This is a genomic window from Oleiphilus sp. HI0079 (assembly GCF_001635105.1).
Window position 1 is genome coordinate 1 of the sequence record NZ_LWFT01000216.1, and the last position, 943, is coordinate 943.

The window sequence follows — 943 nt, forward strand, 5'->3', positions numbered from 1 at the left end:
ATATTTTGGTGACCTTCGGTACAGGGCAGTATTTGTCGACCGGTGATGAGACAGATCTTTCAGTGCAAAGTTACTACACCGTTTGGGATGTAAGCGAAGGTAATCGGGATCGAACTCATCTAGCTGTTCGAGAGCTGGAAGATACCGATGGCGGCGCTTCTCGTGGTGTTAAAACAAGCGCGACGGCCATCGACTGGCAGGAGGATTATGGTTGGTACTTTGATTTTATGACAGACGACACCCAAGAAGGTGAGCGAATGATCAACAGACCTTTGATCGCGGATGATGCAGATCTTGGCCCTGTCGCTATTTTTGCTTCAATGATTCCAAGTGATTCTGAATGCGCAGGAGGCGGTACTAGCATACTTTATACGGTGCCGATGCTGACAGGCTTAAACCCTGATAAGCCAATTCTAGATATCGATGGGATTGGTGTCAGACAGGGAACCTTGTTGAATCAGCCAAACCGATTGAGTGACCTGCTCTATGGTTCGAAGTCTGAATCGACAGGATTAGACGGAAGTAATATCTCGATCACGGATACGAATCTGGATACCAACTCCGCCCGAACAGGTCGTTTGGGTTGGAACGAGTTGGTTAATGACTAAACGAGGTAAATAACAAATGCTACTAATGCAAAAACAGAAAGGTTTTACCTTGATAGAGCTGATGATCGTTGTTGCGATTATAGGTATTCTCGCTTCGATAGCCTACCCCGGCTATCAAGAGTCGGTCGCTAAGACGCGTCGAGCTAATGCGCAGGGCGAAATGCTTGCCTTATCTTCGGCGCTAGAACGACGTTATTCAGAGGTTAATCATTATTCTGATGCGGCTGCTGCAGGTGCTGATACCGGAGCGCCTGATGCATCTTTATACATAATTGAACCTGAAGTAGTGCAGTTCTATACCATTACGATTTCAGAGACAGATGGAGGCGTTGCGG

At 47.0% G+C, this 943-nt stretch carries 2 protein-coding genes; both read left to right on the forward strand.

Annotated elements, in window-relative coordinates; all coding sequences use genetic code 11:
- The coding region (locus tag A3750_RS25785; RefSeq protein WP_197474847.1) for a hypothetical protein at positions 1 to 608 on the forward strand (608 nt) is incomplete at its 5' end.
- 25 nt (positions 609 to 633) lie between these two features.
- A partial coding sequence (locus tag A3750_RS03165) for a prepilin-type N-terminal cleavage/methylation domain-containing protein (RefSeq protein ID WP_082873186.1) occupies positions 634 to 943 on the forward strand: 310 nt, incomplete at its 3' end.